The organism is Pseudomonas sp. RIT-PI-q, from assembly GCF_001297125.1.
Classification (GTDB): domain Bacteria; phylum Pseudomonadota; class Gammaproteobacteria; order Pseudomonadales; family Pseudomonadaceae; genus Aquipseudomonas.
Genome location: NZ_LHPC01000046.1, coordinates 106,088 through 133,006, shown reverse-complemented (window position 1 = coordinate 133,006; position 26,919 = coordinate 106,088). Strand labels below are relative to the sequence as shown.

The window sequence follows — 26,919 nt, the reverse complement described above, 5'->3', positions numbered from 1 at the left end:
TCCTACAGAGGGTGGTGGCGTACATCCTGTAGGAGCTGTCGAGTGCAACGAGGCTGCGATCTTTCCGCCATCACACCAACGCTTTATCCAGCGCCTTCTCGATTTCCGCTTTGATCATGCCGCTCATGGCCGACATCATCAGGCCCAACTCCACATCGACGCGGATCGAATCTTCACTGACCTGCACCGCGCCTTTCACACCCGAGCGCTTGAGGTTCAGGGTGTCGCCGGACCACTGCGGCTCCAGGCCATATTGCTCGGACAGTTTCTGCGCCAACTGGTCGGCCTTCTCGCGGGCCGCTTCCTTGCCCAGGCCGTGGGCACGCTCAACACTAATACGGGCCATCGAATGACTCCTGCTTTATGAATACTTTCCTGAAGCATCTTGACCGCTGCTGCGGCAAAACGTCCCGGTGGTTGCCTATCTTACCTGCAGCCTTGCCAAGACAAAGCAGGCCACCGGGATTAGAATGTCCCGCATTCTCTTCTGGTGACAGCGATATGACTGATCAGCGCAAAGGCAGCGATGCCGAACCCACCACTCACTTCGGTTTCAAAAACGTTCCGGAAAGCCAAAAAGCGGAAAAAGTCGCTGAGGTTTTCCACTCGGTAGCCGCCAAGTACGACTTGATGAACGACCTCCTGTCGGGCGGCATGCACCGTCTGTGGAAGCGTTTCGCGATCGAACTGTCGGGCGTGCGCACCGGTAACCGCGTGCTGGATATCGCTGGCGGCACCGGCGACCTGACCAAAAAATTCTCGCACCTCGTTGGCCCGACCGGCCAGGTGGTGTTGGCCGACATCAACGAGTCCATGCTCAAGGTCGGTCGCGATCGCCTGCTGGACCTGGGTGTGGCCGGCAACGTCGAGTTCGTCCAGGCCGATGCGGAAAAGCTGCCGTTCCCGGACAACCATTTCGATTGCGTGACCATCGCCTTCGGCCTGCGCAACGTCACCCATAAAGAAGACGCCCTGCGCTCGATGCTGCGCGTGCTGAAACCGGGTGGTCGCCTGCTGGTGCTGGAATTCTCCAAGCCGACCAACGCGCTGATGTCCAAGGCCTACGACGCCTACTCGTTCGCCTTCATGCCGCTGATGGGCAAGCTGATCACCAACGACTCGGAAAGCTATCGCTACCTGGCCGAATCGATCCGCATGCACCCGAACCAGGAAACCCTGAAGTCGATGATGGTCGAGGCCGGTTTCGACCGCGTGACCTACCACAACATGACCGCAGGCATCGTCGCCCTGCACCGCGGCATCAAGCCCTGATGTTGCTGGCCGGCCTGCTCGCCAGTGTCGAACTCGGTCTGAACCGGGTGCTGCGTCTCGACAGCACGGCGCTGCCGCGGCTGGCGCATTTGAGCGGCAAGGTGATTGCCGTCGATTGCCGCAGCCCGGCACTGCAAGTGTTCATCCTGCCCAGCGACGAAGGCCTGATGCTCGCCTCCCAGTGGGAAACCGGCGCCGACTGCACCTTGCGTGCACCGGCCTCAAGCCTGTTGAAACTGGCGATGAGCAAGGACAAGACGTCGGTTCTGCATGCGCCGGAAGTCGAACTCGACGGCGACAGCGGCGTGCTGCTGGAACTGGCCGCGATCCTTCAGGACCTTGAGCTGGACTGGGAGTACGAACTCTCACGCTGGCTCGGCCCGGTCGCCACACACCTGCTCGGCGGTCACCTGCGCAGCCGGGCACGCTTTTATCAGCAAGGGTTCGCCAGCCTCAACCAGAACATGGGCGAATACCTGGCCGAAGAATCGCGCACCCTCGTCGGTCAGCGCGAAGCCGAAGCCCGTTTCAGTGAACTGGACCAGATCAAACTCGATCTGGAACGTCTCGAGGCGCGTTTCGAGCGCCTTTCCCGATCCCTCGACCCAAGCGATAACGCATGAAGCTGCTTGCCGTCCGCCGTTTGTTGCGCATCCAGCGCGTTGTGATCCGCTACCGCCTCGATGACCTGCTGTTCGCCCTGCCACTGCCCTGGTTTTTGCTGGCGCTGCGCTACGCCTTGCCATGGCGCTGGTTCCCGCGCAAGACGCTGGACCTGAGCCGTGGCGCGCGATTGCGCCTGGCGTTACAGGACCTGGGGCCGATTTTCATCAAGTTCGGGCAGATTCTGTCGACCCGTCGCGACCTGCTGCCGGAAGACATCGCCGACGAGCTGATGAAGCTGCAGGACCGCGTGCCGCCGTTCGATTCGCAGGTGTCGATCAAGCTGATCGAAGAGCAGCTCGGCAAGAAAATCAGTGAAGTGTTCAGCCGCTTCGACGTCGAACCGCTGGCCTCGGCCTCGGTGGCGCAGGTGCATGCCGCGCAACTGAAAACCGGCGAAGAAGTCGTGGTCAAAGTGATTCGCCCGGGCCTGAAACCGATCATCGCGCAGGACCTGGCGTGGCTGTTCATCCTGGCCCGCGCTGCCGAAAAACTCTCGGCCGACGCGCGCCTGCTGCACCCGGTGGACGTGGTCCAGGACTACGAAAAAACCATCTACGACGAACTCGATCTGCTGCGCGAAGCGGCGAACGCCAGCCAGTTGAAGCGCAACTTCGAAGGCTCGGAGCTGCTCTACGTGCCGCAAGTCTATTGGGACTGGTGCCGGCCGAAAGTGCTGGTGATGGAGCGGATCTACGGGATTCAGGTCACTGACCTCGCGACCCTGGCCGACCAGCGCACCGACATGAAAATGCTCGCTGAGCGCGGCGTGGAAATCTTCTTCACCCAAGTGTTCCGCGACAGTTTCTTCCACGCCGACATGCACCCGGGCAACATCTTCGTCAGCACCGTCAACCCGTGGAGCCCGCAATACATTGCGATCGACTGCGGCATCGTCGGCAGCCTGACCCCGGAAGACCAGGATTACCTGGCACGCAACCTGTTCGCCTTCTTCAAGCGTGACTACCGCCGCGTGGCGCAGTTGCACATCGATTCGGGCTGGGTGCCGGCAGAAACCAAACTCAACGAATTCGAAGCGGCGATTCGTACTGTTTGCGAACCGATTTTCGAAAAACCGTTAAAAGATATTTCCTTCGGCCAGGTGTTGATGCGCCTGTTCCAGACCGCTCGGCGCTTCAACATGGAAGTGCAGCCGCAGCTCGTTCTGTTGCAAAAAACCCTGTTGAACATCGAAGGCCTGGGCCGTCAGCTGTACCCGGACCTCGATCTGTGGAACACCGCCCAGCCGTTCCTCGAACGCTGGATGCGCGAGCGCGTCAGCCCCAAAGCCTTGATCGGCAACGTGCAGAGCCAGATCGAACAACTGCCGCACCTGGCCAACATGGCCCGCGATCTGCTCGAACGCATGTCGCAGCCGCATGCCAATGATCCGCCGCCACCGTGGCATCGGCGCAAGGACGACTGGCTGCTGCGACTGCTCGGCTGTGCACACCTGGCGGGCGGCACGATACTCGCTGCCGGTGGACCGCTGAACGAACTGGGTCATTGGCCGGCCGGTATCATGGTGGCCGTCGGTTTGTATCTGGTCGTTCGCCGATAGCCAGAGCTCCCGCACGCTGGCACACTGTTTCAACGCCTGCCCGACTAATGAAGTGTCGGGCCCGCTGTCGGAGTCGAAGATGAAAAACTGGCTGGACGAAATCAAGTGGGACGCCGATGGCCTGGTGCCCGCGATTGCCCAGGATTACAAGACCGGGCGCGTCCTGATGATGGCCTGGATGAACCGCGAAGCGCTGGAATTGACCGCCGCCGAAAACCGCGCCATTTACTGGTCACGCTCCCGTGGCAAGCTGTGGCGCGAGGGCGAAGAGTCCGGCCACGTGCAAACCCTGCATGAGATGCGCCTGGACTGCGACGCCGACGTGATCATCCTGATGGTCGAGCAGATCGGCGACATCGCCTGCCATACCGGCCGTCAGAGCTGTTTCTACCGTGTCTTCGAGAACGGCGACTGGACAACCGTCGACCCGGTCCTGAAAGATCCGCACGCCATCTATTCCGCAGGACACAAACATGAGTGACACTCTGACCCGTCTGGCCCAGGTGCTGGAAGAGCGCAAAGGCGCCGCCGCCGACAGCTCGTATGTCGCCAGCCTGTACCACAAGGGCTTGAACAAGATTCTGGAAAAAGTCGGCGAAGAGTCGGTCGAAACCATCATTGCCGCCAAGGACGCTGCCATCAGCGGCGACTGCAGCGATGTGATCTACGAAACCGCCGATTTGTGGTTCCACAGCATGGTCATGCTCGCCCAACTGGGGCAGCATCCTCAGGCTGTACTCGATGAACTGGACCGTCGTTTCGGTCTCTCCGGACACGCCGAGAAAGCCTCGCGCCCGTCCGCCTGAACAACTATTAGAGAGGAGCAGCAACATGGGCATTTTTGACTGGAAACACTGGATCGTCATCCTGGTTGTTGTCGTACTGGTGTTCGGCACCAAAAAACTGAAAAACCTCGGCACCGACGTGGGCGAGTCGATCAAGGGCTTCAAAAAAGCCATGAACGATGACGAAAAACCGGCTGATCCAACAGTGACCCCGGCACAACCGGTTCCACCGGTCCAGCCACAGACCACGCAGTCCGTGAACCAGCCGCACACCATCGACGTGCAGGCGCAAAAAGTCGAAGAGCCGATCCGCAAAGACGTGTGAGCACTGACTAATGTTTGGTATCAGCTTCTCTGAACTGCTGCTCGTCGGCCTCGTTGCCCTGCTGGTGCTGGGCCCCGAGCGTCTGCCGGGCGCTGCGCGCACCGCTGGCCTGTGGGTCGGGCGGTTGAAGCGCAGCTTCAACGCGATCAAACAGGAAGTTGAGCGTGAAATCGGTGCCGACGAGATTCGTCGGCAACTGCACAACGAGCACATTCTGTCGCTTGAGCAGGAGGCGCGGAAGATCTTCACGCCGACCCAGCAGGAAGCCACACCCGTCCAGCCGGTTGAAGCAGTGGCGGAACAGACGATTCATGCGCCAGCCGCTGTCGAGCCTGCACCTGTTGTAGCAACTGTTGAACCTGCGCCCGTTGTCGCAGCAACCCCGGTTGAACCTGTTACGCCTGCGGCTGCGCCAGTTGCGCCGGCCCCTCATGACCCCACACTGCCGCCGCGAGCCCCATGAGCGATCTCCCCGAAAACGACCAGCACATGCCGCTGGTTTCGCACCTCACCGAGTTGCGTACCCGCCTGCTGCGCTGTGTAGCGGCGATCTTCATCATCTTCGCCGGGTTGTTCGCGTTCACCCAGCAGATCTACACCTTCGTCTCCACGCCGCTGCGTCAGTACCTGCCGGTGGGCGCGACGATGATTGCCACCGACGTGTCGTCGCCGTTCCTGACGCCGCTGAAGCTGACGATGATGGTGTCGCTGTTCCTGGCGATCCCGGTGATCCTGCATCAGATCTGGGGCTTCATCGCACCAGGCCTGTACAAGCATGAGAAGCGCATCGCGGTGCCGTTGCTGATGTCCAGCATCCTGCTGTTCTACACCGGCATGGCGTTCGCCTATTACCTGGTGTTCCCGCTGATCTTCAAGTTCTTCGCCGCCGCCACCCCGGCCGGCGTGGAAATGATGACCGACATCACCAGCTACCTCGATTTCGTCATGACGCTGTTCTTTGCCTTCGGCGTAGCGTTCGAAATCCCGGTGGCCGTGGTGCTGCTGGTATGGATCGGCGTGGTCGACGTCAAATACCTGAAGAAAATCCGCCCGTACGTGGTCATCGGCTGCTTCGTGGTCGGCATGATCCTGACGCCGCCGGACATCTTCTCGCAGACCTTGCTGGCTGTGCCGATGTGGCTGCTGTTCGAGATCGGCATTCTGTTTGGCAGCCTGATCAGCAAACGTGGCGAGCACCCGGACGACCAGCCGGCTGACGATCACAACGACCAGCCGCCAGCGACCCAACCGTGAACCTGCTGCTCCTCGAAGAAGCCGACTTCATTGCGGCCGACCGGGCGATCCTGCGTGATCGCCGGTTGACGCACATGCAGGAAGTTCACCGTTGCGAAGTCGGTGACAGCATGCGCGTCGGGCGCATCGGTGGGCTGATGGGTTCGGCTGAGGTGCTGCGCCTGGATGCCGATGAAGCCGAATTGCGCGTCACCCTCGACCAACCCCCGCCCGCCAAGCTGCCATTGACCCTGGTGTTGGCACTGCCACGGCCGAAAATGCTCCGTAGGGTGTTTCAGACCGTCGCGGCCATGGGTGTGCCGCGTATCGTCCTGGTGAACAGCTATCGCGTCGAGAAGAGCTTCTGGCAAACCCCGTTTCTGGAACCCGAGGCGATTCGCGAGCAACTGATTCTCGGCCTCGAACAGGCCCGGGACAGCGTGCTGCCGGAAATCGTCATCGAGAAGCGCTTCAAACCGTTCGTCGAGGATCGTCTGCCGGCGATCACCGAAGGGACGCTTGGCCTGGTCGGCCATCCCGGCACCTCCCCGCCCTGCCCCCGTGGCCTGGACGAGCCGGTGACCCTGGCCATCGGCCCCGCAGGCGGCTGGATTCCTTACGAAAGCGACCGGCGGGGCAAGCCCGGCCGGCACCCGGTGCAACCGGGGGGGCCCATCCTGCGCGTCGAACCCGCCGTCCCCGCACTGCTCGCCCGCCTCTTCTAACATCACCCGTTCTGTAGGAGCGAGCTTGCTCGCGAAGGTCGTGAAGCCGCCGCGTTCATTCAGGCAGCCCACGTCATCGTTAACGCCCATCGCGAGCAAGCTCGCTCCTACAGATTCCCGGCGTCCTGCCGATACAGTCCCCATAAAACCTATGAGTGGTCCTGGGGAGTTGCAGCATGTACCAATGGCTAGCCGAGAAACTGGGGAACGTCAGCGTTAACCGCAAATTGAGCGTCGGCTTCGGTCTGGTGCTGCTGTTGACGTTGTTGATCACCTTCACCGGCTGGACCGGCCTGAGTGGCGTGGTCGCTCGTGGCGACAAGCTCGGGTTCATTGCCAGCCTCAACGAACTGACCAAAGACCTGCGCCTGGCCCGTATGGACTACGACATGCGCCGCGGCGAACAAGGCCCGGGCGCCGTCAACGATCTGATCGGCCAACTCGACACCGGCTTGAAAACCGCGCGCACGCTGATCGAACAACCGGCTGATGTGGCGATGATCGACCAGCAACTCGCCGCCGTCAGTCAGTACAAACAAGCCTTCAGCGCCATGACCCAGGCCGGCGCCAACCGCGAAGACGCCCGCAGCAAACTCGGCGCCACCGCCGATAATGCTGTGGCGCGCGTGGCTGAAGTCGAAAAGTCCTTGCTGCAGGGTGACAGCGTCGCCGATTTCAACAGCGTGATCGACCTGAGCAAGCTGATCCAGCAAGCGCGCTTCCAGGTCCGCGGCTACACCTACAGCGGCAAGCCCGAGGCCGAGCAACCCGCGCTGGACGCCATCGACAACGCCCTGAAAAACCTCGAGAGTCTGCCTTCAAAACTGCCGGAACAGCACATCGCCAACCTGCAACAGGCCACCGATTCGCTCAAAGCCTACCGCGCTGCCGTCAGCCAGTACCGCGACTCCCAGGTGGCCAGCGCCGCCGCACTCAAACGCATGGCCGAGCAAGGCGAGATCCTGTTCGAAGTCAGCAAGAAGCTGACCGCCTCGCAAACCATCGTCCGCGACACAGACGCCGCGCAAGCCAAGAATATGCTGCTGTTGGCCACCGCTCTGGCGCTGGCCTTCGGCATCCTCGCCGCCTGGGCCATCACCCGCCAGATCGTGATCCCGCTGAGCCAGACCCTGAAAGTGGCCGAGCGTGTCGCGGCCGGCGACCTGACCCACAACCTCATCTCCAAGCGCCAGGACGAACTGGGTCAACTGCAACGCGCCATGCAGAGCATGACCCTGGGCCTGCGCGAGTTGATCGGCGGCATCAGCGATGGCGTCACGCAAATTGCCAGCGCCGCCGAAGAACTCTCGGCGGTCACCGAGCAGACCAGCGCCGGGGTCAACAGCCAGAAAGTCGAAACCGACCAGGTGGCTACCGCCATGAATGAAATGACCGCGACGGTGCAAGAAGTTGCGCGCAACGCCGAAGAAGCCTCGGAGGCCGCCCTCGCCGCCGACCAGCAGGCCCGCGAAGGTGACAAAGTGGTCGGCGAAGCCATCGCCCAGATCGAACGCCTGGCCCTGGAAGTCGGCAATTCCACCGAAGCCATGGGACACCTCAAGCGCGAAAGCGACAAGATCGGCAGCGTGCTCGATGTCATCAAGTCGGTGGCCCAGCAAACCAACCTGCTGGCGCTCAACGCGGCGATCGAAGCTGCCCGTGCCGGTGAAGCCGGACGCGGGTTTGCGGTGGTCGCCGACGAGGTCCGCAGCCTCGCTCAACGCACGCAGAAATCCACCGAAGAAATCGAAGAGCTGATCGTCGGCCTGCAAACCGGCACCCAGCAAGTCGCGACCATCATGGACAACAGCCGCACCCTGACCGACAGCAGCGTCGAACTGCCCCGCCGCGCCGGGGGTTCACTGGAAAGCATCACTCGCACGGTGTCGGCGATTCAGTCGATGAACCAGCAGATTGCAGCGGCGGCCGAGCAGCAGAGCGCGGTGGCCGAAGAGATCAACCGCAGCGTGCTGAATGTGCGCGATGTGTCCGAGCAGACGTCGGCAGCGAGTGAAGAGACGGCGGCGTCCAGCGTTGAGTTGGCGCGGTTGGGGACGCATCTGCAGATGTTGGTGGGGCGGTTCAAGGTTTGAGGTGATGCGGATGCCTCGGTTCACACAGAACCGAGGTGATGGTATCGCGGGCAAGCCCGCTCCCACAGGATTCATCAGTGTTACGCAAATTGCATGAACACTGAAAACACCGTGGGAGCGGGCTTGCCCGCGATTACGATCTGACAGGCGCCTGAGTTATAGAACCTGCCGCAAGAAGGCCTGCGCCCGAGGATCCTTCGGTGCATCGAAGAACTCCGCTGGCGAGGCGTCTTCCAGCAATTTGCCGTGATCGAAGAACAACACCCGATCTGCCACTTCCCGCGCAAAGCCCATTTCGTGGGTGACGCAAACCATGGTCATGCCTTCCACGGCCAGGGTTTTCATTACGTCCAGCACTTCGCCGACCATTTCCGGGTCGAGCGCCGAAGTCGGCTCATCAAACAGCATGACCTTCGGTTCCATGGCCAATGCCCGGGCAATCGCCACCCGCTGTTGCTGACCGCCTGAAAGGCGCGATGGAAATTCGTTGGCCTTCTGCGCAATGCCGACCTTTTCCAGCAACGCCAAAGCCTTGGCCTCGCGCTCCTTCTTGCCGCGCTTGCGCACGACTTTCTGCGCCAGGCAGAGGTTTTCCAGCACGGTCATGTGCGGGAACAGGTTGAAGTGCTGGAACACCATGCCGACTTCACGGCGGTAGGCATTCACGTCGGTTTTCGGGTCGGCCAGTTGCAGGCCATCGATGCTCACCGAGCCCGAGTCGAACTCTTCGAGGCCATTGAGGCAACGCAAGAACGTCGATTTGCCGGAACCGGACGGACCGATCACCACCAGCACTTCGCCCTTGGCCACTTGCGTGGTGACGTTATCCACCGCGCGAACCACGTGGCCACGGGTGTCGAAGACTTTTACCAGATCGCGGACTTCAATCACTTTGCGCGAGCCTCCGCTCTAACCGGCTGGCGATTTTCGACAGCGGCAGGTTGATCAACAAATACAGCCCGGCCACGCAGAACAGGATTTCGAACGGCGAGAACGAGGTGGTGATGACTTCGCGACCGCTTTTCAGCAGTTCGGTAATCGCGATCACCGACACCAGCGAGGTGTCCTTGACCAGACTGATGAATTGCCCGGCCAATGGCGGCAGCACGCGTTTCAAGGCTTGCGGCAGCACCACGTGGCGCATCGACTGGCCAGCGCTCAAACCCAGGGAGCGCGCGGCTTCGTTTTGGCCACGGGCGATCGACTGCACGCCCGAACGGATGATCTCGGCGACGTAGGCGCCGGTGAACAGCGATAGCGCGGCGATCCCGGCGAATTCCCGGGACAGGTTCATCACGGTGCCGATGAAGAAGTAGAAAATGAAGATCTGTACCAGCAGCGGCGTGCCACGAACGAGTTCGACGTAGATAGTCGAGAGGTCGCGCAGGGTCGGGTTGTTCGACAGACGGCACAGGCCAGTGGCGAGGCCGATCAGCAGGCCGAGCACGCCGGACACCACGGACAACCACAAGGTGGTCCAAAGGCCCCACATCAGCGGTCCGGCCGCCCAATGCCGGGTCACGCCAATCACGTCGCCTTCGGCCACGTCATCGCCCTGGGCGACTTGCAGGCTGTTGTCGTCGACGACCAGATGTTGCTCATCGCCGGCATCGTTGCGCAGGGTGACTTCGGCTTTATCGCCCTTGCGCACCAGTTCGCTGACGGTTGCGATGTCGGCGGCGCGCTGGGATTCTTCGGCGTGGTAGGCGAAGTATTGCGGCACGCGGTTCCAGCGCCATTCGTAGGACATCAGCGAGGTGGCGTAGTACAACGCGCCGGCCAGGCCGATCAGCACCAGCACGGTTAGTACGTGCCAAGGCCATTGGGCTTTTTTCTGTTTCATTACGGGTTCCGGAATGTGTGTTGCCTGGGAGGCCGTCATCGCGGGCAAGCCCGCTCCCACAGTGAACGGGGTGAACACAACCTTTGTGCCCGACGTGGTTCCTGTGGGAGCGGGCTTGCCCGCGAATGGGGCGGCGCGGTCTATCTGACCGGGCCTTATTCCATGTCCTTCAGCCAAGCGGTGTCTTTAAACCACTTGTCATGGATGCGATCGTAGGTGCCGTCTTCGTGGATCTGGTGCAGGAAGTTGTTGATGAAGTTGATGCTGTCGTAGTCACCCTTCTTCAGACCGAAGGCCAAAGGCTCGTAGGTGAACGGCTTGTCGAGGAACACCAGTTTGCCGGCACCGGCCTTGTTCACTGCCACGACGTTGTACGGCGCGTCGTAGATAAAGGCGTCGGCCTTGCCGTTGACCACGTCGAGCACGGCTTCCTGCTCGTTGTCGTAGCCGTGGTACTTGGCTTTGGCGATGAGCTTTTTGGCGACCATCTCGCCGGTGGTGCCGAGCTTGGAGGTGATGCGGTAGTCGGCGGTGTTCAGGTCTTTGTAGGACTTGATGGTGCCTTCCAGCTCCTTGCGGATCAGCAGCGTCTGGCCGACGACGATGAACGGCTCGCTGAAGTTCAGGCGCAGGTTGCGTTCCTGGGTCAGGGTCATGCCGCTGCCGATCATGTCGAACTTGTCGGTGAGCAGGGCCGGGATGATGCCGTCGTAGCCGGTGGACACCAGCTCCAGCTTGACGCCCATGGCCTTGGCCATGGCTTTGAGGAGGTCGACTTCGAAGCCGATGATCTCGCCGCGCTTGTTGGTCATTTCGAACGGCATGTAGGTCGGGTCCATGCCGACTTTCAGCGTGCCGCGCTTGACCGCGTCATCGATGGCACCGGCCTGCGCCGCGTTGGCTGCAACCCATGCCGTGACGCCGACCAGCAGCATCGAGAGATACTTCTTCATCATCATGTCCCCAAAACCATTGCGTTGTGAGGCGCGCAAACAGCGGGTTTCCCTTGGAAAACCGGCAGATACGAACAGAAAGTTGTCCGGGCGCACCAATTCGGGGACGGATGCTAACGCACTCGCCCGTTTGCACAAGGGTTTAAGCAGGATTTGTTGCTTGTACGCGATCAAAAAAAACCCCGCTTTCGCGGGGTTTTTCGTTATGCCAACTGAGGCTGCACGCTCAGGGGCTTGAGCGGCAACAGCGGCGCATGGGGATCGGCTTTCACCGATTTACGCCATGCATCCAGCCACTCGGGGTGACCTTCGTTCCAGATCTGCTCGTGCAAGCGACCCAATGCCACCGGGTCACTCAACAGGGCCACGCGCTCGTTGTTGGTCAGCCCTTCAGGTCCGACCTTCAGCGCATGACGAACCCGCTCGACGCGCAGCCACTCGATCGGCTCGGCCTGACCGTGACGGGACGTCGCCAGCGAGCACGCCAACGCGTTCTGCTGTGGGTCGACCACCGAACGGATGAAGCCGTCTTTCAGCGCATGCCAACGGTTTTCGTGGGTGTACTGGTCAGTCGCCAGCAACGCCTGTGGCGGATTGTATTCCTCAGGAATCAGGAACAGGCTCTCGTCACGGGACTTGAGGCCCAGGCCGACACGGCTGGAAATCACCGACACCGGGATCGACAGCATCAGCGAACCGACGATCGGCACCAGCCACCACAGGAAGCTCGGGTTCAGCCAGATAACCAGCAAGGCCCAGAAGAAGCCCAGCAAGGTTTGCGGACCGTGGCGCTTGACCGCTTCGCTCCATGGCGTGGAGTCGTCGTCACGTTGTGGCGAGTTCCAGGTCGCGGCCCAGCCGAGGAACGCGGCGAGCACGAAACGGGTGTGGAAAATCATCCGCACCGGCGCCAGCAGCATGGAGAACAGCATCTCCAGCAGCATCGACAGCGTCACTTTGAACTTGCCACCGAACTCTTTCGCGCCCTTGGCCCAGATCAGGATGATGCTCAACAGCTTCGGCAGGAACAGCAGCACGACGGTGGTCGAGAACAGCGCAATCGCCTTGTCCGGGTGCCATTGCGGCCACAACGGATAGAGCTGGCGCGGTTCCAGGAAGTACTGCGGCTCCATCAAGGTGTTGACCGCCAGAAGCGCTGTCGACAGCACCAGGAAGAAGAACCACAACGGTGCCGACAGGTAAGACATCACGCCGGTCAGGAACACCGCGCGGTGCACCGGGTGCATGCCCTTGACCAGGAACAGGCGGAAGTTCATCAGGTTGCCGTGGCACCAGCGCCGGTCACGCTTGAGTTCGTCCAGCAGGTTCGGCGGCAGTTCTTCATAGCTGCCCGGCAGGTCGTAGGCAATCCACACGCCCCAGCCGGCACGGCGCATCAGCGCAGCTTCGACGAAGTCGTGGGACAGAATTGCACCGGCGAACGCGCCTTTACCGGGCAACGGCGCCAGGGCGCAGTGCTCGATGAACGGCTTCATGCGGATGATCGCGTTGTGGCCCCAGTAGTGGGATTCGCCCAACTGCCAGAAGTGCAAGCCAGCGGTAAACAGCGGACCGTACACGCGGGTCGCAAACTGCTGCATGCGCGCATACAGCGTGTCCATGCCCGACGCACGTGGCGCGGTCTGGATGATCCCGGCGTCCGGCGTGGCTTCCATCAAGCGCACCAGACTGGTCAGGCAATCGCCGCTCATCACGGAGTCCGCGTCGAGCACGACCATGTACTTGTAGTCACCGCCCCAACGACGGCAGAAGTCGTCGAGGTTGCCGCTTTTGCGTTTTACCCGACGGCGACGGCGGCGATAGAAGATCTTGCCGAAGCCTTTGGCTTCACGGCAGACGTCGAGCCAGGCTTGCTGTTCGGCGACGCAGATATCGGCATCGTTACTGTCGCTGAGGACGAAGAAGTCGAAGCGATCCAGGTCACCCGTGGCCGCGACCGACTCGAACGTCGCCCGCAGACCGGCAAACACCCGTGGCACGTCTTCGTTGCAGATCGGCATCACCAGTGCGGTGCGCGCGTCCTTGGCGATCGGCTCGTTGCCGGCGCTTTTGCCGGAAATGCGGTATTTGTCGTGGCCGGTGAGCAACTCGAGGAAGCCCATCAGCGCGGTCCAGAAACCGGCCGACACCCAGCAGAACAGAATCCCGAACAGAATCAGGATGCTGGTTTGCAGTGCATACGGCAGCACTTGCGTGGCCGTCTGGGTCAGCGGTTGATGCAGCACTTCGTTGAGGTCGACGAACGACCAGCCCTGGTACGGCATGATGCCTTTCATGTACCAGCCCGCCACGATGGTCTGGCCGAGCATCAGGACCAACAGAATGTAGCGACGGATCGAACCGACGGTGCGCCAGCGAGCGGCCGGCAACACGCGTTCATCCTTCGGCGGGGCCGGCGGATTGGTGCGACCGGTCAGACGACGCCAGCCACGCACCAGAATGTTGGTGCGCCACGGCTCCGGCACGACCTTGGTCCGGCGAATCGGTGGGGTCGCTCGCAGGCAGACGCGACCGCTGGCATCGAGCACCAGCATTTCGGCGTCCTGCAGTTCTTCGGCAGTGCTCAGGGTCAGGCGCTTGCCAACCGACGCCTGGGCGGCCTCGGTCGGCGCGTCAAACGTCGAAGACGACAGACGCTCGTGCAGTTCGCTGAAAGACTGGCAGCCCGCGAGTTCCGCGCGCTGCTGGTCGGTCATCGGTAAATGCGCCAGATACTCGGCAAGAGTCTCTGGTTGTACGTGTGAATTACTCATCGGCAGGCAACTGGTAGCTCCAGGTCTCGGTCAGGACTTCTTCAGTCGCTGCCGATTCCGGTGTGGCTGGGACCGCGTCCGCAGCGACTGGCTGCTTGGCGTCATTGTTGTCCTTGTTGTCCTTGTTCTTGGTATCCGCGACTGGCTTGGCGTCGGCCTGCTTGGCTTCAGCTTGCTTGACGTCTTTGTCCATCTTCTCTTGTTGCTTGGCAGCCACCTTGTCAGCCTTGGCTACAGAAGAATTAGACGCCGGAATCGACGACTTGGCCAGATCGGCAGGCACGATGTTCTCGACCAGTGCGGCACGCATCTCGGTCGGTTTGCCCGGATCCTTGATTTTCATCCGCAGGGTCAGGCGCCAGCCCTTGGTTTCAGGGTTGTAACGCACGCTGTTCTCGACCAGTTCGGCATTCTCGCCAACGCTGACCTGACTGCGAACGTCTGCCGTTTCCGGCAATGCGGAAAGGGACGGGCCCTCGAAGTCGACCAGGTAGGCAACGCTGCCATCCGGCTGACGGATCAGGTTGGACTGTTTCACGTCACCCGTGGAACGCAGGGTCTGTTGCACCCAGGCGCTGTCCGGTGCGTGAAGGGCGGCTTCGTCGATGGTCCAGTGCATGCGGTAGGCAACGTCCAGCGGCTGGCCAGGCTCAGGCAGTTTTTCCGGGCTCCAGAACGCAACGATGTTGTCGTTGGTTTCGTCGGCGGTCGGAATTTCCACCAGGTCTACAGAACCTTTGCCCCAATCGCCTTTTGGCTCGATCCAGGCACTTGGGCGCTTGTCGTAACGGTCGTCGAGGTCTTCGTAGTGGCTGAAGTCACGGCCACGTTGCAGCAAGCCGAAGCCGCGCGGGTTCTCGATCGAGAAGTTGCTCACCGCCAGGTGTTTCGGGTTGTTCAGTGGGCGCCAGATCCACTCGCCGTTGCCGGCATGGATCGACAGACCGCTGGAATCGTGCAGCTCGCGACGGTAGTTGAGCACTTTCGACGGCTGGTTGGCGCCGAACAGGAACATGCTGGTCAGCGGCGCAACGCCAAGCTTGGTGACCTTGTCACGCAGGAACATCCGGGCCTTGACGTCGACAATGGTGTCGCTGCCTGGACGCAGGGTCAGGCGGTACGCGCCGGTCGCGCGTGGCGAATCCAGCAGGGCGAAGATCACCAGGTGCTTGTCGCCCGGTTTTGGCTGTTGAATCCAGAACTCGGTGAAACGCGGGAATTCTTCGCCGGACGGCAATGCGGTGTCGATGGCCATGCCGCGAGCGGACAAGCCATAGGTGTGACCCTTGCCGACAACGCGGAAGTAACTCGCGCCGAGCATGGTCATGATTTCGTCTTGCTTGTCGGCCTTGTTGATCGGGTACAGCACACGGAAACCGGCATAACCCAGTTGTTCGGTGGCCTTAGGATCGAACTGCACGTCGCCGAAGTCGAAACGACTTGGGTCGTATTTGATCTCTTCGACGGTGTTAGCCGTGATTTCGTTGATTTTCACCGGCGTATCGAAGTGCATGCCCTGGTGATAGAACGAAAGCTTGAACGGGGTTTTCTGATCGGCCCATTCGGCTTTTTCGGTGCGGAAACGAATTTTTTGGTAGTCCGCGAATTTCATTTCGCGGAATTCGTTCGGCAGGTTACTGCGCGGAGCTTCGAATTTCTGCCCGGCCAGCTCTTTTGCCTTGACCGACACATCATCCAGACTGAATGCCCAAAGCTGGCCGGCGCTGAGCAGGCAGAGCAGAGCAGAGCCCGCTACCAGAGCGCTTCGGAACCGTGTGGCAGTCAATTTTGGTGCATTACAGGGACTAACAATCACGAGCAACCCTCGCCGAAAACAGATCAAAAAACCAACGGCCAGTTAAAGGGCCTGTGAGGTGTACGGCATGGAAAAACCGACCTTACGGACCACTCTTGCCAAGTTGGCGAGCATTGTTCCGACTCCGGTGGGGCTAAATGATTCCCCAATCGGTCCAGGACAAGTCTCTACCTAAGTCAAAAACGGACCAACGAACGCTGATCCCCGTAGCGCGCGATTATCTAGTAGGCCGCGTTACAACGCATCAGGGCTAACAAAGTATTTCTCGCGAAAAACCCCTGTTTTCAGTCGAAAAGGGCTTAAAAAGATGTTTCAAGCGCTTTCAGGTCTGTAACAGGAAGGTGACCGGGCCATCATTGACCAGGTGCACCTGCATATCCGCGCCGAATCTACCTGATGCCACAGTGCCATGCACCTGTTTCGCTTTGCCTAATAGATAGTCGAAGAGTTCTTCGCCCAGGGCCGGAGGGGCAGCAGTCGAAAAACTCGGGCGCAATCCGCTTTTGGTGTCGGCGGCCAGGGTGAACTGAGAGACCAGCAGCAACCCACCGCCCACATCCGCCAGGGACAGATTCATCTTGCCCTCGGCGTCGCTGAACACTCGATAGTTAAGCAGCTTATTAAGAAGTTTGTCGGCGCTGGCCCGAGTATCCTCGGGCTCGACGGCCACCAGTACCAGCAAACCCTGATCGACTGCGCCGACCACCTCCCCCGCTACCTCGACTCGGGCGCCACGCACCCGTTGCAGCAGGCCCTTCATGCTTCTTCAGGAGCCAGGTCAAGCAGACGCCGGGCCATCAGATCGGCCGCGCGCACCAATGCATCGGTAATCCCCGGTTCGGAGGCGGCATGGCCGGCGTCCCGGATGATTTGCAGTTCGCTGTTCGGCCAGGCCTGGTGCAGTTCCCAAGCGTTATCCAGCGGGCAGATCACGTCATAGCGACCGTGGACGATCACGCCCGGCAAATGGGCGATCTTGCCCATGTCGCGGATCAGCTGGTTCGGCTCCAGGAACGCGTTGTTGGTGAAGTAGTGGCATTCGATGCGGGCGATGGACAACGCGCGCTGTGGTTCGGAGAAACGATCGACCACCAGCGGGTTCGGGCGCAAGGTCGCGGTCCGGCCTTCCCAGGTGGACCAGGCCTTGGCCGCGTGCATCTGGGCAATTTGATCGTTGCCGATCAGGCGCTTGTGGAAAGCCGAGAGCAAGTCGTCGCGCTCATCCATAGGGATCGGCGCGATGTAGTCCTGCCAGTAGTCGGGGAACAGACGACTGGCGCCCGCCTGATAGAACCACTCGATTTCCTGCGGACGGCAGAGAAAAATCCCGCGCAGGATCAGACCGTGCACACGCTCCGGGTGGGTTTGTGCATAGGCCAGGGCCAGCGTCGAACCCCAGGACCCGCCGAACAGCACCCATTTCTCGATGCCCAGGTGCTTGCGAATTCGCTCGAGGTCGGCGACCAGATCCCAGGTGGTGTTGTTTTCGAGGTTGGCGTGGGGCGTGGAGCGACCGCAACCGCGCTGGTCGAAGGTGACAATGCGATACAGGTTCGGATCGAAATACCGGCGGCTCTGGGCATCACACCCGGCACCGGGGCCGCCGTGGATGAACACTACCGGCAAACCTTCCGGTGAACCGCTTTCGTCGACATACAGCGTGTGAGTTTCATCGACGGCCAGATCGTGCCGGGCGTGGGGTTTGATCTGCGGGTACAAAGTCTGCATTGCGCGCTCCGTAAGGGGTCGAGGTCATCCCTGGGGGGACTTCTATTATTCTGCCGTCCGGCATCATAAACCCGAATTACGCCAATGAGCATGCCCTTGCAGAGTCAGAGTTTTGCCGTCAGATATCTGGACAGGGTTTCATAGAGGGCGTCGACCTCGGCGACTTGCCCCCGAGCGCGTAAACAACCGTGAACCAGCCCTTCCCCGTAATATAGTGTCGCCTTCACACCGGCGGCGTTCAGTCGTTCGGCGTAACGCACACCGTCATCGCGCAGCGGGTCGAATTGCGCCACGGCGACCAGCGCGGGCGGCAGGCCGCTGTAGTCGTTGGCGAGCAATGGCATCGCATAGGCGCCCGGCTGTCGGGTGCCCCGCAAGTACAACGCGTGATAGCAATCCACATCACTGCTGCTGAGCAACGGGGCGTCGACGCATTCGCTGCGCGACGGCAACCGATGATCGCCGCCGAGGCCGGGATAAATCAGCACCTGCGCACAGGGCACAGGCTCGCCGGCATCGCGCAGTGCCAGGCACAACGCGGCGGCAAGATTGCCGCCGGCACTGTCGCCTGCCACTAGCGTACGCGCAGGGTCGAGCCGAAACGGTCCTGAGCGCAGGGCTCGCCAGACTTTCAGACAGTCATCGAACGCCGCCGGAAACGGATGTTCCGGCGCCAAACGGTAGTCGACGGCGATCACCAACACACCGAGGGTCGACGCCAGTTCGGTGCAGATGAAGTCGTGGGAATCCAGATCTCCCACCACCCAGCCGCCGCCATGCAGATACACAATGCACGGGACACCGTTGGTCGACGGCGGAACCGGCGGCTGATAAGAACGCAGCGGTACGCCAGCCAATTCGAAATCGACCACGTAAAGCCCGGCCGGACGTGGCGGAGTGAACGCCCGGCACATCTCGCTATAGGCCTGACGCAAACCGGCGAGGCTGCTGTCGGTGCTGTTGAAGCCGACGGTTTTCTCGACAAAAGCCGTCATCTGTTCGGAAAGCGGATAAGGAGCCATAAGCCTGGTGCCCGTTCAGAGAGATTTGTGGCCCCCCTGTAGGAGCTGGCTTGCCAGCGAAGGCGGTGTGTCAGGCCACATTGATGTCATCTGACACGCTGCCTTCGCTGGCAAGCCAGCTCCTACAGGGGAGTTGCGGTGACGGTCAGTTTTTCAGGCTGGCCTGAACGGTGGCCACGCCATCCTTGCCATCGAAACTGCTGACACCGGCGAGCCAGCGCTGAAGATCTTGCGGGTTGTCGCGCAGCCATTGCCTGGCGACATCCTGTGGCGTCTTGCGCTCCATGATCGGCACCATCAACTGGCTTTCCAGGGCGGCGGTGAAGGTCAGGTTTTCCAGCAGGCGATTCACGTTCGGGCAGCGCTGGGCGTAGTCCGGGGCGGTGACGGTGGAGACGGTCGCCGCACCTTCATTCGGGCCGTAGACGTCTTCGCTGCCCGTCAGGTAGGCGATCTTCATATTGATGTTCATCGGGTGCGGGGTCCAGCCGACGAACACCACGAACTCCTTGCGATTCACCGCGCGCTGCACGGCGGCGAGCATGCCGGCTTCACCGGATTCAATCAGTTTGAAGTCCTTCAAGCCAAAGTGATTGGTCTCGATCATGGTTTTGATGGTGGTGTTGGCGCCGCTGCCCGGCTCGATGCCGTAGATCTTGCCACCGAGTTTGTCTTTGAATTTGGCGATGTCAGCGAAGGTTTTCAGCCCTGCTTCGGCGACGTACTCAGGTACGGCGAGGGTTGCCTGGGCGTCGGCCAGGCTCGGTTTATCCATGACCTTCACCTGATTGGCGGCCACGAACGGCGCGATGTTCTTGTCCATCGCCGGTTTCCAGTAACCAAGGAAGATGTCCAGGCGCTTGTCGCGGATGCCGGCGAAGATGATTTGCTGCACGGCGCTGGTTTGCTTGCTCTCGTAGCCGAGGCCGTTGAGCAGCACGTCGGCCATGCCGCTGGTGGCGATGACGTCGGTCCAGTTGACCACGCCCATGCGCACGGCCTTGCAGGAAGGGTCGTCATTGGCCAGAACGCTGGTGCTCAGAAGAGCCGTGCCGCAGAGGATGGAGAGACAGCGGGTGAACAGTCTTTTCATTGGGAGAGTCTCGTGCGGCAGCGGATTATTGTCGGGCCGGTGTCTTTGTGCACCGTGGACCAAACATTACGCAGCAGACGAGCGGTAAAAGCGAACTGTGGCGACCGTGTTTTGCACGGTGGCGACGCGTGATCCGTTATCAAGTCGAACACATACCCTGTAGGAGCAAGCTTGCTCGCGCAGAGGGCGTGTCAGTCGGCATCGATGGTGACTGATCCACCGTCTTCGCTAGCAAGCTAGCTCCTACAGGGTTATGCGTCGGTTTAGCGCTTGTAGTGTTGCTCGCCCCAGGCGAGCAGGCCTTGCAGCAATTCCTTCAGTACCACCTGCGTCGGCTCTGCCAGATCAGGCCGATAGCGGAACGGCTCGAACTCTTCCATGTACGTGCACTGGCCCAACTCCAGTTGCACCGCATGAATGTTCTCGGCCGGGTTGCCGTAATGTCGGGTGATGTGGCCGCCCTTGAAGCGACCGTTCAGCACATGGCTGTAATCGGCGTGCTTGGCGCAGATCGCTTCCAGTTGAGTCGCCAACTGCGGATCGCAACTGGCGCCGTTGAAGGTGCCGAGGTTGAAGTCCGGCAGCTTGCCGTCGAACAGGTGCGGGATGATCGAACGGATCGAGTGCGCGTCGAACAGCAGCGCGTAGCCAAACTCGGCTTTCAGTCGCGCCAGTTCGTTCTGCAACGTGCTGTGGTACGGCGTCCAGATCTGCTCCAGATAGGTCGCGCGCTCTTCTTTTGAAGGCTCCAGCCCCTCGCGGAACAGCGGGATGCCGTCGAACAGCGTCGCCGGGTACAGACCCGTGGTCGCGCCGACGTACAAAGGCTTGTCGTCGGACGGTCGGTTCAGGTCGATGACAAACCGTGAATACTCGGCCGCCAACGTGCTGGCGCCCAGCTCGGCGGCAAACTCGTAAAGCTTGGGGATGTGCCAGTCGGTGTCCGGCAGGCTTTTCGCGTCGGGAATCAACCCGGCTTCTACGGCCGGGGTCAGGCGCAGGCCCGCGTGGGGCATGCTGATCAGCAGCGGCACGCGGCCTTGTTTGAAGTTCAGAACCTTATCCACAACTGTTCTCCTAAACGCTTGTTTCGACGCCGTGACGCACGACGCGTTTTTCCAGGTCACCGCCCAGCCAGTACGACAGGTCGGCGGGACGATCAATTTGCCAGGCGACGAAATCCGCGACCTTGCCGACTTCCAGCGATCCATGAGTCTCGGCCATGCCCAATGCGGTGGCGGCGTGAATCGTCGCACCGGCCAAGGCTTCTTCCGGGGTCATGCGGAAACAGGTGCACGCCATGTTCAGCATCAGGCGCACCGACAGCGCTGGCGAGGTGCCGGGGTTGAGGTCGCTGGCGATGGCGATCTTCACGCCGTGTTTGCGCAGCGCGTCCATCGGCGGCAACTGGGTTTCGCGCAGGAAGTAGAACGCGCCGGGCAGCAACACCGCGACGGTGCCGGACTGGGCCATGGCGATGGCGTCGTCTTCGTCCATGAACTCCAGGTGATCAGCCGACAGTGCGTGGTAACGCGCCGCCAGGCTCGACCCGTGCAGCGACGACAATTGCTCGGCATGCAGTTTCACCGGCAAGCCCAGTTCTTGTGCGGTGATGAACACCCGCTCGACCTGCGCCGGGGAAAACGCCAGGTATTCGCAGAACGCGTCCACCGCATCCACCAGCCCTTCGGCGGCCAGTGCCGGAAGCATCTCGGCGCAGATATGGTCGATGTAGTCGTCGGCGCGATCGGCGTATTCCGGCGGCAAGGCGTGAGCGGCCAGGCAGGTGCTGCGCACGCTGACCGGCAGTTCGGCGCCGAGGCGACGGATCACACGCAGGATCTTGCGTTCGCTGGCCAGGTCGAGGCCGTAGCCGGATTTCATCTCGACCGTGGTCACGCCGTCACGCAGCAAGCTCTTCAGGCGCTTGGCGGCGCTGGCGAACAACTCGTCTTCAGTCGCTGCGCGGGTGGCGCGAACGGTGCTGGCAATGCCACCACCGGCCGCGGCGATTTCCGAATAGCTGACGCCTTGCAGGCGCTGTTCGAATTCGCCGCTGCGGTTACCGCCGAACACCGTGTGGGTGTGGCAATCGATCAGGCCCGGCGTGACCCAGGCGCCTTTAAGATCGTTGACGACCGGGTACTCACCCGCCGGCAGTTCGCCGCGCGGGCCGATCCACTCAATGTGCGCACCTGACGTCACGATGGCCGCATCCTCGATGATCGAGTAGACGCCTTGCGCCATGGTTGCGACGTGGCAGTGTTGCCAGAGAGTTTTCATCCGTGGCCTCCGTTAGGTTATCGATGTGAAAAAGAAGGTTCCTGCTCGACCCGTGCTGCCTGGCCTGCCGCAGGTTTGACCCACGTCAGGTAGGCCAGCACCAGCAGAGCAATCCAGACCACGCCGACGATCAACGCCGCCTGGGTGTCCGGGAAATAGCCCAGCACGCCGAAGATGAACAGCATGAAGGCAATCGCCGCCATCGGCGCATACGGCCAGAACGGCACCGGGAATTTCAGTTGCGCGACCTGCTCGCTGCTCATCGAACGACGCATCGCCACTTGAGTGAGCAGAATCATCAACCAGACCCACACCGTCGCAAAGGTCGCGATGGAAGCGATCAACAGGAAGACGTTTTCCGGAATCAGGTAGTTCAACAGCACGCCCAGCAACAGCGCGCCACTCATCACCACCACCGTCATCCACGGCACGCCATTGCGCGACAACCTGGCGAAGCCCTTGGGCGCATGCCCTTGCTGGGCCAGGCCGTACATCATGCGGCCTGCGCCGAAGATGTCGCTGTTAATGGCTGAAATCGCCGCCGAGATCACCACGATATTCAGAATAGTCGCCGCCGAGCTGATCCCCAGATTGTCGAAAATCTGCACGAACGGGCTGCCCTGGCTGCCGATCTGCTGCCACGGAAAGATCGACATCAGTACCAGCATGGTCAGCACGTAGAACAGCAAAATACGCAACGGCACAGCATTGATCGCCCGCGGCAGCACACGCTGCGGGTCTTTGGCTTCACCGGCGGTTACGCCGATGATTTCAATGCCGCCGAAGGCAAACATCACCACGGCGAACGAAGCGATCAGGCCGCCTACGCCATTGGGCATGAAGCCGCCATGGCTCCAGAGGTTGCTGATGTCGGTCGCTTGGGCGCCGGGTGCACTGCTGATGCCGAACAGCATGATGCCGAAACCGCCGAGGATCATTGCGACGATGGCCGCGACCTTGAGCAGCGACAGCCAGAACTCCATTTCGCCAAAGACTTTGACGTTGCACAGGTTCAAGCCGCCGACCACCGAGACGATGCCCAGCACCCAGATCCAGCGGTCGACTTCCGGAAACCAGAAGCCCATGTAAATACCGAACGCAGTGACGTCGGCCATGCCGACGATGACCATTTCGAACGCGTAGGTCCAACCGAGGATGAAGCCCGCCATTGGCCCCAGATAGGTGCTGGCGTACTGGCCGAAAGAGCCGGCCACCGGGTTGTGCACCGCCATCTCGCCGAGGGCGCGCATGACCATGAACACCGCCGCGCCACCGATCAGGTAAGCCAGCAGTACCGCAGGCCCGGCCATTTGAATGGCCGAGGCAGAACCGTAAAACAGCCCGGTGCCGATCGCCGACCCCAGCGCCATGAAGCGAATATGTCGGGCAGAAAGCCCGCGTTTGAGTCCTTTTGATTGCTGTTGCATTGCTCGTCCCTAATTATTTTTATTCGACGCCAAACCGAATCGCCTCCTGTAGGAGCTGTCGAGTGCAACGAGGCTGCGATCTTTTAAAAAGCAAGATCAAAAGATCGCAGCCTGCGGCAGCGCCTACATTGGAACCATTACAGGCTAGGCAGCAACTTCGCCGGCACCAGTTCATTCAGGCAACGGGTAGCCAACAGTTCAGACGCCGCATTGATGTCCGGTGCGAAGAAGCGGTCCTTCTCATAGAAAGGCACTTCGGCACGCAGAATCCCGCGCGCTTTTTCCAGTTTTGGCGAGGTTTTCAGACCGTCACGCAGATCCAGACCCTGCACCGCAGCCAGCCATTCAACCGCCAGAACACCACGGGTGTTCTCGGCCATTTCCCACAGGCGCTTGCCAGCCGCCGGGGCCATGGACACGTGGTCTTCCTGGTTCGCCGATGTCGGCAGGCTGTCCACCGAATGCGGATGCGACAACGCTTTGTTTTCGCTGGCCAGTGCCGCCGCAGTCACCTGGGCGATCATGAAGCCGGAGTTCACGCCGCCATTGGCCACCAGGAACGGCGGCAGTTGCGACATGTGCTTGTCCATCATCAGCGAGATACGACGCTCGCTCAGGGAACCGATTTCAGCGATGGCCAGCGCCATGTTGTCGGCCGCCATGGCCACCGGTTCGGCGTGGAAGTTACCACCGGAGATCACGTCGCCTTCAGCAGCGAAGACCAACGGGTTGTCGGAGACGGCGTTGGCTTCAATGACCAACACTTCGGCAGCCTGGCGGAACTGGGTCAGGCAGGCGCCCATGACTTGCGGCTGGCAACGCAGGGAGTACGGGTCCTGTACCTTCTCGCAGTTCTGGTGCGAGTCGGACACTTCACTGCGCTCACCCAGCAGATCACGGTAAGCGGCAGCGGCGTCGATCTGGCCTTTCTGGCCACGAGCAGCGTGGATGCGCGCGTCGAACGGCGAGCGCGAGCCCAATACCGCTTCAACGGTCAAGGCACCCAGCGCCAAGGCACCGGCGAACAGGTCTTCACCTTCGAACAGACCGCGCAGCGCGTAAGCGGTAGACACCTGAGTGCCGTTGAGCAGCGCCAGACCTTCTTTCGCCGCCAGGGTCAGCGGCGTCAGGCCGGCGACTTTCAGCGCTTCGGTGGCTTCCATCCATTCGCCTTTGTAGCGGGCCTTGCCTTCGCCCAGCAGTACCAGCGACATGTGGGCCAACGGCGCCAGGTCGCCGGATGCACCGACCGAACCTTTCAATGGAATGTGCGGGTAAACCTCGGCGTTGATCAGCGCGATCAGGGCGTCGATAACCTTGCGACGAATACCCGAGAAACCACGGCTCAGGCTGTTGACCTTAAGCACCATGACCAGGCGCACCAGCGCGTCGCTGATCGGCTCACCGACACCGGCGGCGTGGGACAGGACCAGCGAGCGCTGCAGGTTTTCCAGGTCTTCGCTGGCGATGCGGGTCGAAGCCAACAGGCCGAAACCGGTGTTGATGCCATACGCAGTGCGGTTCTCGGCGAGGATCTGTTCCACGCAGGCAACGCTGGCTTCGATCTGCGCCGAGGCGCTGTTGTCGAGGGTGATTTTGACCGGTTGCTGATAAACATCACGCAGTTGGGCAAGGCTCAGTTGGCCGGGAATCAAATTAAGCGCAGTCACATCATTCTCCTTTTGAGAGTCTTTTATTAACTCACCAGACGCTCCGGAGATGTCCGTTGTCCGTCGCGTCTCTCTGTTGGGGAGCCGCGCCTTGGCACGCTGGTGTGGTGGGAATCAATTCAGATTCGGTAAAGCCTTGTGCAACAAAATCGGGTCTTTCAACACGCTGGCAGCGGCGGCGATATCAGGCGCCAACCAGCGGTCCTGGTCGTACGCGGGAACCCGCTCGCGCAGCAGGCGCCACGCGGCATCGGTGCCGGCGCCGAAGCGTTGTTCTTTGAGGAACTCAAACGCCTGGGCCGCCAGCAGGTACTCGATGGCGAGGATCTGCGTGCAGTTCTCCAGGACACGGTGCAGCTTCAGCGCCGCGTTGGTGCCCATGCTCAGGTGATCTTCCTGCAGGCCCGAGGTGACGTAGTTGTCGAGCACCGCCGGTTGAGCCAATTGACGGTTTTCCGCACACAGCGAAGCGGCGACGTACTGGACAATCATCATCCCGGAATTCACCCCCGGATTGGCCACCAGGAAGGCCGGCAAACCGCTGACGTGCGGGTTGATCAGGCGATCGAGGCGACGCTCGGCGATGGAGCCGATTTCGGCCATGGCGATGGCCAGCAAGTCTGCCGCCAGTGCCACGGACTGGCCGTGCGGGTTGGCCTGGGACATCACCCGGAAGTTGTCCGGCGTGCCCAGCAACATCGGGTTGTCGGTGACGGAGTTGAGTTCGGTTTCGATCTGCTTCCTGGCGTGCTCAAGCTGATCGCGAGCGGCGCCGTGCACTTGCGGGATCGAGCGGATGCTCAACGCATCCTGGGTGCGAATACCTTTGCTCGAAGCAATCACTTCACTGCCATCGAGCAACGCCCGCAGGTTGATGCCGACTTGCTGCATGCCCGGATGTGGCTTGAGCGCGATGATCTCGGCATCGAACGCAGCAATCTGCCCGCGTTGGGCTTCAAAGCTCATGGCACCGATCACGTCGGCCCATTGCAGCAGACGGGTGGCGTCGGCCAGCGCCAGGCAGCTGAGGCCGGTCATGCACGGCGTGCCGTTGACCAGGCACAAGCCATCTTTGGCACCCAGTTGAACCGGTTGCAGGCCTTCTTCGGCCAAGGCTTGCTGCGCGGAAACGATCTGCCCGCGATAGCTGACATTGCCGACGCCCAGCAGCGCGATGCTGATGTGCGCCATGTGGGTCAGGTAACCGACCGAGCCCTGGGACGGCACTTGCGGGGTGATGCCACGATTAAGCAGTGCCAGCAGCGCTTCGACCACCCGGCGATGAATGCCGGATTTGCCATGGCTGTAGTTACGAATGGCCGCGCAGATAATGGCGCGGGTCTGTTCGTCGGCCAACGGCGCGCCGACGCCACAGGCGTGGCTGAGCAGCGTATTGCGCGACAGTTGGCTGAGTTGCTCGTCTTTGAGCGAGACGTTGCACAAGGCGCCGAGGCCGGTGTTGACGCCATAGGCGCGTTCACCGCTGACGACGATGCGCTGGACGATCGCCTGGGCATTCTCGATCCGGGCCCAGGTCTCGGCCGACAGCTCGAGCTGCGCGCCATGGCGGGCTACGGCAACCACATCCTGCCAGCGCAACGGGGCGTCGGCGATAACGATTTTTTCAGCCTGGGACATCTTTGACCTCGTGCG

25 protein-coding genes and 1 pseudogene are annotated in these 26,919 nt (G+C 61.2%); 11 read left to right on the top strand and 15 right to left on the bottom strand.

The window, feature by feature from the left end:
• Positions 1-70: 70 nt before the first annotated feature.
• Entirely contained in the window at positions 71-346 is a 276-nt protein-coding gene (locus AEQ67_RS25010; RefSeq protein ID WP_059406459.1) for a polyhydroxyalkanoic acid system family protein, read from the bottom strand.
• Positions 347-501: 155 nt separating this feature from the next.
• On the opposite strand from AEQ67_RS25010, the gene ubiE reads away from it, so the two are divergent.
• The 11 genes and pseudogenes from ubiE to AEQ67_RS36885 all read left to right on the top strand — a co-directional run bounded on the left by ubiE (position 502) and on the right by AEQ67_RS36885 (position 8,657).
• Positions 502-1,272, top strand: coding sequence for a bifunctional demethylmenaquinone methyltransferase/2-methoxy-6-polyprenyl-1,4-benzoquinol methylase UbiE (gene ubiE, locus AEQ67_RS25005; protein ID WP_007948968.1), 771 nt, complete (start codon positions 502-504; stop codon positions 1,270-1,272).
• Positions 1,272-1,895, top strand: a complete 624-nt coding sequence (locus AEQ67_RS25000) for a ubiquinone biosynthesis accessory factor UbiJ (protein WP_059406458.1) — start codon at positions 1,272-1,274, stop codon at positions 1,893-1,895. Before ubiE ends, AEQ67_RS25000 begins: the two co-directional genes overlap by 1 nt.
• On the top strand, positions 1,892-3,496 hold the full coding sequence (gene ubiB, locus AEQ67_RS24995) for a ubiquinone biosynthesis regulatory protein kinase UbiB (protein WP_059406457.1): 1,605 nt from the start codon (positions 1,892-1,894) through the stop codon (positions 3,494-3,496). The genes AEQ67_RS25000 and ubiB overlap by 4 nt, the downstream gene beginning before the upstream one ends.
• A gap of 79 nt (positions 3,497-3,575) precedes the next feature.
• Entirely contained in the window at positions 3,576-3,977 is a 402-nt protein-coding gene (gene hisI / locus AEQ67_RS24990) for a phosphoribosyl-AMP cyclohydrolase (RefSeq protein WP_059406456.1), read from the top strand.
• Positions 3,970-4,302, top strand: coding sequence for a phosphoribosyl-ATP diphosphatase (locus AEQ67_RS24985; protein ID WP_007899279.1), 333 nt, complete (start codon positions 3,970-3,972; stop codon positions 4,300-4,302). Before hisI ends, AEQ67_RS24985 begins: the two co-directional genes overlap by 8 nt.
• 25 nt (positions 4,303-4,327) lie before the next feature.
• Positions 4,328-4,606 carry a twin-arginine translocase TatA/TatE family subunit gene (locus tag AEQ67_RS24980; protein WP_010464483.1) on the top strand — a complete coding sequence of 93 codons (279 nt, stop codon included), beginning with the start codon at positions 4,328-4,330 and terminating at the stop codon, positions 4,604-4,606.
• Between the two features lie 10 nt (positions 4,607-4,616).
• Positions 4,617-5,069 (top strand): Sec-independent protein translocase protein TatB, encoded by a 453-nt coding sequence (gene tatB, locus AEQ67_RS34240; protein ID WP_082377950.1) that lies wholly within the window; start codon positions 4,617-4,619, stop codon positions 5,067-5,069.
• A complete protein-coding gene (gene tatC, locus AEQ67_RS24970) occupies positions 5,066-5,860 on the top strand; it encodes a twin-arginine translocase subunit TatC (protein ID WP_059406454.1) in 795 nt (264 codons plus the stop codon). Before tatB ends, tatC begins: the two co-directional genes overlap by 4 nt.
• Positions 5,857-6,564 carry a 16S rRNA (uracil(1498)-N(3))-methyltransferase gene (locus AEQ67_RS24965; RefSeq protein ID WP_059406453.1) on the top strand — a complete coding sequence of 236 codons (708 nt, stop codon included), beginning with the start codon at positions 5,857-5,859 and terminating at the stop codon, positions 6,562-6,564. The genes tatC and AEQ67_RS24965 overlap by 4 nt, the downstream gene beginning before the upstream one ends.
• Before the next feature lie 176 nt (positions 6,565-6,740).
• A pseudogene (locus AEQ67_RS36890) lies at positions 6,741-7,799 on the top strand (methyl-accepting chemotaxis protein); the annotation flags it as partial.
• Positions 7,785-8,657, top strand: a complete 873-nt coding sequence (locus tag AEQ67_RS36885; protein ID WP_442965673.1) for a methyl-accepting chemotaxis protein — start codon at positions 7,785-7,787, stop codon at positions 8,655-8,657. The pseudogene AEQ67_RS36890 and the gene AEQ67_RS36885, both read left to right, overlap by 15 nt.
• 156 nt (positions 8,658-8,813) lie before the next feature.
• On the opposite strand, the gene AEQ67_RS24955 is transcribed toward AEQ67_RS36885, so the two are convergent.
• The 14 genes from AEQ67_RS24955 to hutH (AEQ67_RS24890) all read right to left on the bottom strand — a co-directional run bounded on the left by AEQ67_RS24955 (position 8,814) and on the right by hutH (AEQ67_RS24890) (position 26,904).
• Positions 8,814-9,548, bottom strand: coding sequence for an amino acid ABC transporter ATP-binding protein (locus tag AEQ67_RS24955; RefSeq protein WP_059406451.1), 735 nt, complete (start codon positions 9,546-9,548; stop codon positions 8,814-8,816).
• Positions 9,541-10,500, bottom strand: a complete 960-nt coding sequence (locus tag AEQ67_RS24950) for an amino acid ABC transporter permease (RefSeq protein WP_059406450.1) — start codon at positions 10,498-10,500, stop codon at positions 9,541-9,543. The genes AEQ67_RS24955 and AEQ67_RS24950 overlap by 8 nt, the downstream gene beginning before the upstream one ends.
• Positions 10,501-10,655: 155 nt before the next feature.
• Entirely contained in the window at positions 10,656-11,453 is a 798-nt protein-coding gene (locus tag AEQ67_RS24945) for a transporter substrate-binding domain-containing protein (RefSeq protein WP_059406473.1), read from the bottom strand.
• Between the two features lie 203 nt (positions 11,454-11,656).
• Entirely contained in the window at positions 11,657-14,227 is a 2,571-nt protein-coding gene (mdoH, locus tag AEQ67_RS24940) for a glucans biosynthesis glucosyltransferase MdoH (RefSeq protein WP_059406449.1), read from the bottom strand.
• Positions 14,220-16,043: a glucan biosynthesis protein G gene (locus AEQ67_RS24935; protein WP_059406448.1), complete on the bottom strand. Its 1,824-nt coding sequence runs from the start codon at positions 16,041-16,043 to the stop codon at positions 14,220-14,222. The genes mdoH and AEQ67_RS24935 overlap by 8 nt, the downstream gene beginning before the upstream one ends.
• Before the next feature lie 322 nt (positions 16,044-16,365).
• Positions 16,366-16,803 carry a D-aminoacyl-tRNA deacylase gene (dtd, locus tag AEQ67_RS24930; protein WP_034148582.1) on the bottom strand — a complete coding sequence of 146 codons (438 nt, stop codon included), beginning with the start codon at positions 16,801-16,803 and terminating at the stop codon, positions 16,366-16,368.
• Positions 16,800-17,771: a prolyl aminopeptidase gene (gene pip / locus AEQ67_RS24925; protein WP_059406447.1), complete on the bottom strand. Its 972-nt coding sequence runs from the start codon at positions 17,769-17,771 to the stop codon at positions 16,800-16,802. Before pip ends, dtd begins: the two co-directional genes overlap by 4 nt.
• 104 nt (positions 17,772-17,875) lie before the next feature.
• Positions 17,876-18,793, bottom strand: a complete 918-nt coding sequence (locus AEQ67_RS24920; protein WP_059406446.1) for an alpha/beta hydrolase — start codon at positions 18,791-18,793, stop codon at positions 17,876-17,878.
• Positions 18,794-18,938: 145 nt separating this feature from the next.
• Positions 18,939-19,886 (bottom strand): choline ABC transporter substrate-binding protein, encoded by a 948-nt coding sequence (locus AEQ67_RS24915; protein WP_059406445.1) that lies wholly within the window; start codon positions 19,884-19,886, stop codon positions 18,939-18,941.
• A gap of 263 nt (positions 19,887-20,149) precedes the next feature.
• The gene (gene hutG, locus AEQ67_RS24910; RefSeq protein WP_059406444.1) at positions 20,150-20,953 is read right to left on the bottom strand and encodes an N-formylglutamate deformylase; all 804 of its coding nucleotides are present in this window, start codon (positions 20,951-20,953) and stop codon (positions 20,150-20,152) included.
• Positions 20,954-20,963: 10 nt separating this feature from the next.
• Entirely contained in the window at positions 20,964-22,169 is a 1,206-nt protein-coding gene (gene hutI, locus AEQ67_RS24905) for an imidazolonepropionase (protein WP_059406443.1), read from the bottom strand.
• A gap of 17 nt (positions 22,170-22,186) precedes the next feature.
• Positions 22,187-23,596: an amino acid permease gene (locus AEQ67_RS24900; protein WP_059406442.1), complete on the bottom strand. Its 1,410-nt coding sequence runs from the start codon at positions 23,594-23,596 to the stop codon at positions 22,187-22,189.
• Positions 23,597-23,733: 137 nt separating this feature from the next.
• Entirely contained in the window at positions 23,734-25,266 is a 1,533-nt protein-coding gene (gene hutH / locus AEQ67_RS24895; RefSeq protein WP_059406441.1) for a histidine ammonia-lyase, read from the bottom strand.
• A gap of 114 nt (positions 25,267-25,380) precedes the next feature.
• On the bottom strand, positions 25,381-26,904 hold the full coding sequence (hutH, locus tag AEQ67_RS24890) for a histidine ammonia-lyase (protein WP_059406440.1): 1,524 nt from the start codon (positions 26,902-26,904) through the stop codon (positions 25,381-25,383).
• Between the last annotated feature and the right edge of the window lie 15 nt (positions 26,905-26,919).

What these genes read in the sequence shown, in the direction of transcription:
- tatC (WP_059406454.1), top strand. Translation starts at nt 5,066, where the DNA reads ATGAGCGATCTCCCCGAAAACGACCAGCACATGCCGCTGGTTTCGCAC.
- AEQ67_RS25000 (WP_059406458.1), top strand. Translation starts at nt 1,272, where the DNA reads ATGTTGCTGGCCGGCCTGCTCGCCAGTGTCGAACTCGGTCTGAACCGG.
- hutI (WP_059406443.1), bottom strand. Translation starts at nt 22,169, where the DNA reads ATGAAAACTCTCTGGCAACACTGCCACGTCGCAACCATGGCGCAAGGC.
- AEQ67_RS25010 (WP_059406459.1), bottom strand. Translation starts at nt 346, where the DNA reads ATGGCCCGTATTAGTGTTGAGCGTGCCCACGGCCTGGGCAAGGAAGCG.
- ubiE (WP_007948968.1), top strand. Translation starts at nt 502, where the DNA reads ATGACTGATCAGCGCAAAGGCAGCGATGCCGAACCCACCACTCACTTC.
- tatB (WP_082377950.1), top strand. Translation starts at nt 4,617, where the DNA reads ATGTTTGGTATCAGCTTCTCTGAACTGCTGCTCGTCGGCCTCGTTGCC.
- mdoH (WP_059406449.1), bottom strand. Translation starts at nt 14,227, where the DNA reads ATGAGTAATTCACACGTACAACCAGAGACTCTTGCCGAGTATCTGGCG.
- AEQ67_RS24985 (WP_007899279.1), top strand. Translation starts at nt 3,970, where the DNA reads ATGAGTGACACTCTGACCCGTCTGGCCCAGGTGCTGGAAGAGCGCAAA.
- AEQ67_RS24945 (WP_059406473.1), bottom strand. Translation starts at nt 11,453, where the DNA reads ATGAAGAAGTATCTCTCGATGCTGCTGGTCGGCGTCACGGCATGGGTT.
- AEQ67_RS24900 (WP_059406442.1), bottom strand. Translation starts at nt 23,596, where the DNA reads ATGCAACAGCAATCAAAAGGACTCAAACGCGGGCTTTCTGCCCGACAT.
- AEQ67_RS24980 (WP_010464483.1), top strand. Translation starts at nt 4,328, where the DNA reads ATGGGCATTTTTGACTGGAAACACTGGATCGTCATCCTGGTTGTTGTC.
- dtd (WP_034148582.1), bottom strand. Translation starts at nt 16,803, where the DNA reads ATGAAGGGCCTGCTGCAACGGGTGCGTGGCGCCCGAGTCGAGGTAGCG.
- AEQ67_RS24915 (WP_059406445.1), bottom strand. Translation starts at nt 19,886, where the DNA reads ATGAAAAGACTGTTCACCCGCTGTCTCTCCATCCTCTGCGGCACGGCT.
- hisI (WP_059406456.1), top strand. Translation starts at nt 3,576, where the DNA reads ATGAAAAACTGGCTGGACGAAATCAAGTGGGACGCCGATGGCCTGGTG.
- AEQ67_RS24950 (WP_059406450.1), bottom strand. Translation starts at nt 10,500, where the DNA reads ATGAAACAGAAAAAAGCCCAATGGCCTTGGCACGTACTAACCGTGCTG.
- hutH (WP_059406440.1), bottom strand. Translation starts at nt 26,904, where the DNA reads ATGTCCCAGGCTGAAAAAATCGTTATCGCCGACGCCCCGTTGCGCTGG.
- pip (WP_059406447.1), bottom strand. Translation starts at nt 17,771, where the DNA reads ATGCAGACTTTGTACCCGCAGATCAAACCCCACGCCCGGCACGATCTG.
- AEQ67_RS36885 (WP_442965673.1), top strand. Translation starts at nt 7,785, where the DNA reads ATGCAGAGCATGACCCTGGGCCTGCGCGAGTTGATCGGCGGCATCAGC.
- AEQ67_RS24920 (WP_059406446.1), bottom strand. Translation starts at nt 18,793, where the DNA reads ATGGCTCCTTATCCGCTTTCCGAACAGATGACGGCTTTTGTCGAGAAA.
- ubiB (WP_059406457.1), top strand. Translation starts at nt 1,892, where the DNA reads ATGAAGCTGCTTGCCGTCCGCCGTTTGTTGCGCATCCAGCGCGTTGTG.